General features: G+C 71.8%; 4 protein-coding genes. 2 read left to right on the top strand and 2 right to left on the bottom strand.

Features of this window, described 5'->3' with window-relative positions:
• Window positions 1-263: 263 nt before the first annotated feature.
• Window positions 264-701, top strand: coding sequence for an Lrp/AsnC family transcriptional regulator (locus FM076_RS16875; RefSeq protein ID WP_173874810.1), 438 nt, complete (start codon window positions 264-266; stop codon window positions 699-701).
• A gap of 33 nt (window positions 702-734) precedes the next feature.
• Here FM076_RS16875 and FM076_RS16880 read toward each other — a convergent pair whose 3' ends face one another.
• On the bottom strand, window positions 735-1,346 hold the full coding sequence (locus FM076_RS16880; RefSeq protein ID WP_173871639.1) for a TetR/AcrR family transcriptional regulator: 612 nt from the start codon (window positions 1,344-1,346) through the stop codon (window positions 735-737).
• 159 nt (window positions 1,347-1,505) lie between these two features.
• Between FM076_RS16880 and paaN the strand changes: the two genes are divergently transcribed.
• Window positions 1,506-3,209, top strand: a complete 1,704-nt coding sequence (gene paaN, locus FM076_RS16885; RefSeq protein WP_173871641.1) for a phenylacetic acid degradation protein PaaN — start codon at window positions 1,506-1,508, stop codon at window positions 3,207-3,209.
• A 146-nt stretch (window positions 3,210-3,355) separates the two neighbouring features.
• On the opposite strand, the gene FM076_RS16890 is transcribed toward paaN, so the two are convergent.
• On the bottom strand, window positions 3,356-5,065 hold the full coding sequence (locus tag FM076_RS16890; protein ID WP_173871643.1) for a Stk1 family PASTA domain-containing Ser/Thr kinase: 1,710 nt from the start codon (window positions 5,063-5,065) through the stop codon (window positions 3,356-3,358).
• Window position 5,066: the final 1 nt, after the last annotated feature.

Here is a 5,066-nt window from a genome sequence, read left to right on the forward strand (position 1 = left end):
CGGATGAACAGATGGCCGCCGGCCCGGCCGAGCCGTCCCCCGGGCCGGGCGAGCCGCACGTCGGACCGGGCGAGCGGTCCGGGGGCCGGCTCGGCCCGGCCGGCGGACGGGACGGTGGACGGGACGAGCGATCCGGTGAGGACGGCGCCGCGCTGGCCGGTGAGGGGCCTTCCGCGCGGGCCGGTGACGGCGGTGGCGCGGGGGGCGGCGGAGCCCCCCAGGGGGCGGCGCGGCGCGCCGCGGCCCGCTTCCCCGCCCGGCCGCTGGACGCGATCGACCGGGACATCCTGCGGCTGCTCCGGGCGGACGGCAGAGCTTCGATACGGTCGGTGGCCGAACGGGTGCACGTCTCCCGTGCCAACGCCTACGCCCGCATCAACCGGCTGATCGACGACGGCGTCATCCGCGGCTTCAGCGCCCGTATCGACCAGGAGCGCGCGGGCCACGGTGCCTCGGCCTACATCACCCTCAAGATCGTCCAGAACTCCTGGCGCAGTGTCCGCGAGAAGCTCCAGGAACTGCCGGGGGCCGCGCACATGGCGCTGGTCAGCGGCGACTTCGACGTCCTGCTGCTCGTCCACACCCCCGACAACAGGGCGCTGCGGGACCTGGTGCTCACCCGCATCCAGTCGATGCCGGAGGTGCTGAGCACCCGCACCCTGCTGGTGTTCGAGGAGACGGACCTGGAACCGGATCCCTGAGCCGGGCCACGGAGTTCCTGGTGGCGGCGGGGTTCAGTGGGTGCGCAGGCCCGCGAAGGCGGTGCGGACCACGGCCTCGGCGACCTCGGCGCTGGTGTTCCCGCCCGACGCGGTGCCGTTGCCGGACGTACGGTCGGGCCGGTACCACTCGGCGATCGAGTTGATCATGCCGAACAGCAGCCGCGTCGCCAGCCGCGCGTCCACGTCGGCCCGCAGATCGCCCTCGGCCGCGGCCTGCTTGACCAGCTCGGCCACCCGCTGGTCGAACTCGCGGCGGCGCGCCATCGCCCACAGCTCGGTGTCCGTGTTGCCGCGCACCCGCAGCAGCAGCGTCACATACGGCAGCTCGGCCATCAGGACCTCGACCGTACGGCGCGTGACGTGCTCCAGCCGCTCCACCGCGCGGCCCTCGCGCGCCCCGGACTCGTCCAGCACCGCGAACAGCCCGTCCAGCGCGCGGCTTATCCCCCTGCGCAGCAGCTCCTCCTTGCCGCGCACGTGGTGGTAGATCGAGGACTTGGAGATCCCGGCCGCTTTGGACAGGTGTTCCATCGAGGTGCCGTCGTAGCCCCGCTCGTTGAACACCCGCACGGCGACGGAGAGCAGCGAGTCGGGCGTGTAGGTGTCGCGCTTGACCGTGGACATGCGGCCGATGCTAGCCGGGCCCGGAGCGGAGTTATCCACAGGACCGAGGACCCCCTTGCACCGACCGATCGTTCGGTAGCAGTATCTACCAGGTGAGCGGCCCCGGCAACGCCGTCGCCATCCGCATCCCGTCCCAGCTCAGCGAGGAGTTGGTCCCGCGTGACCACCGGTATCGGCACCACCACAGCCCAGCTCGTCGACCAGCACCGACCGACCCTGGACCGCGCGCTGGAGGCGATCCGCAGCAGGGAGTTCTGGACCCCGCATCCCGAACACCCGAAGGCCTACGGCGAAGGGGCGGCCGAGGAGGGCAAGGCGGCCTTCGACGCGCTGCGCGGCAGCCGTTTCGAGCTGCCGGGCCAGCCGGTGTCCGGCGAATGGGTGGCCACCGAGGTGTCGCCCTACGGGCTGGAGCTGGACATCTCCTACCCCCGCGCGGACGAGGGCGCCATCGACGCCCTGCTGCCCGTCATGCGGGAGGGGCTGCCCGCCTGGCGCGAGGCGGGCCCCGAGGTCCGGGCCGCGGTCTGCCTGGAGATCCTGGCGCGCGTCAGCGCCCGCACCCACGAGTTCGCCCAGGCCGTGATGCACACCAGCGGCCAGGCCTTCATGATGGCCTTCCAGGCGGGCGGCCCGCACGCCCAGGACCGCGGCCTGGAGGCCGTCGCCTACGCCTACGAGGAGCAGACCCGCACCCCGGCCCGGGTCCACTGGGAGAAGCCGCAGGGCAAGCGCGAACCGCTGCGCGTCACCAAGGAGTTCACCCCGGCAGGACGCGGCATCGCGCTGCTGATCGGCTGCAACACCTTCCCCACCTGGAACGGCTTCCCCGGTTTCTTCGCCTCCCTGGCCACCGGCAACGCGGTACTGGTCAAGCCGCACCCGAGGGCGGTGCTGCCGCTGGCCCTGACGGTGCGGATCGCCCGCGAGGTGCTGGCCGAGGCCGGTTTCCCCGCCGACCTGGTGGCTCTCGCCGCCGAGGCGGAGGGCGACGGCATCGCCAAGGACCTGGCCACCCGGCCCGAGATCCGCGTGATCGACTACACGGGCGGCTCCGCGTTCGGCGAGTGGCTGGAGGCCAACGCCGGCCAGGCCCGGGTCCACACGGAGAAGGCCGGCGTCAACACGGTCGTCATCGACTCCACCGACGACTACCCGGGCATGCTCGCCAACCTCGCCTTCTCCCTCTCGCTCTACAGCGGCCAGATGTGCACCACACCGCAGAACCTGCTGATCCCCGCCGCCGGCATCGGCACCGAATCCGGCCACAAGTCCTACGACGAGGTGGTGGCCGACCTCGGCGCGGCGGTCGACAAGCTGCTCGGGGACGACACGCGGGCCAACGCCCTGCTCGGAGCCCTGGTGAACGAGCGGGTCCGCGAGCGGCTGGAGTCGGCCCCCTCCCTGGGCGAGGTCGCCCTGGCCTCACGCGCGGTGGAGAACCCCGAGTTCCCACGGGCCACGGTCCGCACCCCGGTGATCGTCAAGGTGGACGCCACCAAGCCGGAGGACGAGGCCGCCTATCTGGAGGAGTGCTTCGGCCCCGTCTCCTTCGCGGTGGCCATGGGCTCCACCGAGGAGTCGCTGGAACTGCTGCGGCACACCCTGCTGACCAAGGGCGCGATGACCGTCTCCGCGTACACCACCTCACCTCAGGTGGCCCGCCAGGTGGAGGAGGTCTGCTTGGACGAGCCCGCCCAGCTGTCGCTCAATCTGACAGGGGGCGTCTACGTCAACCAGACCGCGGCATTCAGCGATTTCCACGGTTCCGGCGGCAATCCGGCGGCCAACTGCTCCCTCTGCGACGGGGATTTCGTCTCCGGAAGGTTCCGCATGGTGGAGGTCCGCCGCATGGCGAGCTGACGAGCCGGATCCGATCGTCCAGGGCTCCCCGATGGGACGGCAGCCCCGCCTCCCCGGCCGGGCCGAGCCCGGGCCCCTCGTCCGGCCCCGCCTCCTCGGCCGGGCCTGGCGCCTCGTCCGGCCCCGGCCCTCCGTCCGGGGTCGGCTCAGTCGGCGGGCTGGCCCGTGGAGACCGTCAGGTCGATCTTGTCCTTCTTCGGGTTGAAGTCGTCGAGCGAGCCCGGGTTCTGGTCCAGGACCTGGTTCTTGCCGAAGACGTTCTCGTCCTCCATCGTCACGGTGCCCAGCTTCCAGCCGGCCGCGCGGAGGCACGCCTTGACGGAGGTGAGGTCCTTGTAGGTCAGGTCCGGGATCATGACGTTGCCGTTGTGCTCGTACGTCTCGGTGGCGTCCGTGCACTTCTCCTTGTCGATGGTCCGGCTCTTGTCGGGGCCCTTGAAGCCGCCGGAGTCGGAGCCGCCGTCGTCGGAGCCGCTGTTGGTGGCGCTGCCGCCCGGGTCCGCGGTCGCGGTGGGCTTCGGTTTATCGGTGTTCTTGGCCTCGGGGTCGTCCCCGCCGTCGTCACCGGTCAGGCCGACGATCACGAAGACGAGGGCCACGACCACGGCGACGGCGGCGAGGCCGTAGCCGGCCATGGCGCCGGGTGACATCTTCCTGCCCTGCCCGCCCCCGCCGGGACCACCGCCGGCCGGACCGGACCCGGCCGCGTTGATCGTGTAGGGCGGCGGCGTGGCCGGGCCGCCCGAGGCGTAGGACCCCTGCGGGTAGCCGTAGCCGGCGGGCGGGGCGGGGGAGGTCTGGGTGGGGGGCGGAGGGGTGGAGGGCCCGAAGCCCCCGCTGTTGTACGGTCCCGGCTGCCCGGGCTGTCCCTGCGGCTGGTACGGCGTCTGGACCGAGGCGCCGCCCTGTTGCGGCTGGGCGTTGGCGTCCACGGGCGGGAAGACGGCCTGTCCGACCCCGGCGCCGCTGGCGGGCGGCCCGCCGCTGATGATGATCGGCGCGGCACCCGCGGCGATCCCTGAGCCGCCGATGCGGGTGATCTCGTCGTGCATGGCGGTGGCCGACGGGAAGCGCTCGTTGGGGTTCTTCTTGAGCGTGCGCGCGACCAGTGCGTCCACGGCCGGGGGGATGGACTGGTTGATGGAGGAGGGTGCGACCGGCTCCTCCTGGACGTGGGCGTAGGCGATGGCCAGTGGCGAGTCGGCGTCGAAGGGCAGCCGTCCGGTCAGCAGCTCGAAGAGCATGATGCCGACCGAGTACAGGTCGGAGCGGGCGTCCACACCGCGGCCGAGGGCCTGCTCGGGGGAGAGGTACTGCGGGGTGCCGACGACCATGCCCGTCTGTGTCATGGATGTCACACCGGACTGCATGGCGCGGGCGATGCCGAAGTCCATGACCTTGACCACACCGCGCTTGGTGAGCATGACGTTCCCGGGCTTGATGTCCCGGTGTACGAGGCCCTCGTCGTGGCTGACCTCCAGGGCCGCCAGCACATCGCCGGTGATCTTGAGCGCCTTGTCGGCGGGCATCGCGCCGTGCTGGGCGATGTCCTCGTCGAGGACGGTGCGCAGCGGCTTGCCCTCGACGTACTCCATGACGATGTACGGCACCATCGCGCCGTCGATCTCGTCCTCACCGGAGTCGAAGACGGAGACGATGTTGGTGTGGGTCAGCTTCGCGACCGACTGGGCCTCGCGGCGGAAGCGCTCGCGGAAGGACTGTTCGCGGCCGAGTTCGGTGTGCAGGGTCTTGACCGCGACCTGCCGGTCCAGGACGGAGTCGTAGGCGAGGTACACGGAGGCCATCCCGCCGGCACCGAGCAGGGAGCGGAGCTGGAATCGTCCTCCGCCGACCATG

Origin of the sequence: Streptomyces albus subsp. chlorinus (assembly GCF_013302895.1) — a bacterium.
Lineage (GTDB): Bacteria > Actinomycetota > Actinomycetes > Streptomycetales > Streptomycetaceae > Streptomyces > Streptomyces chlorinus.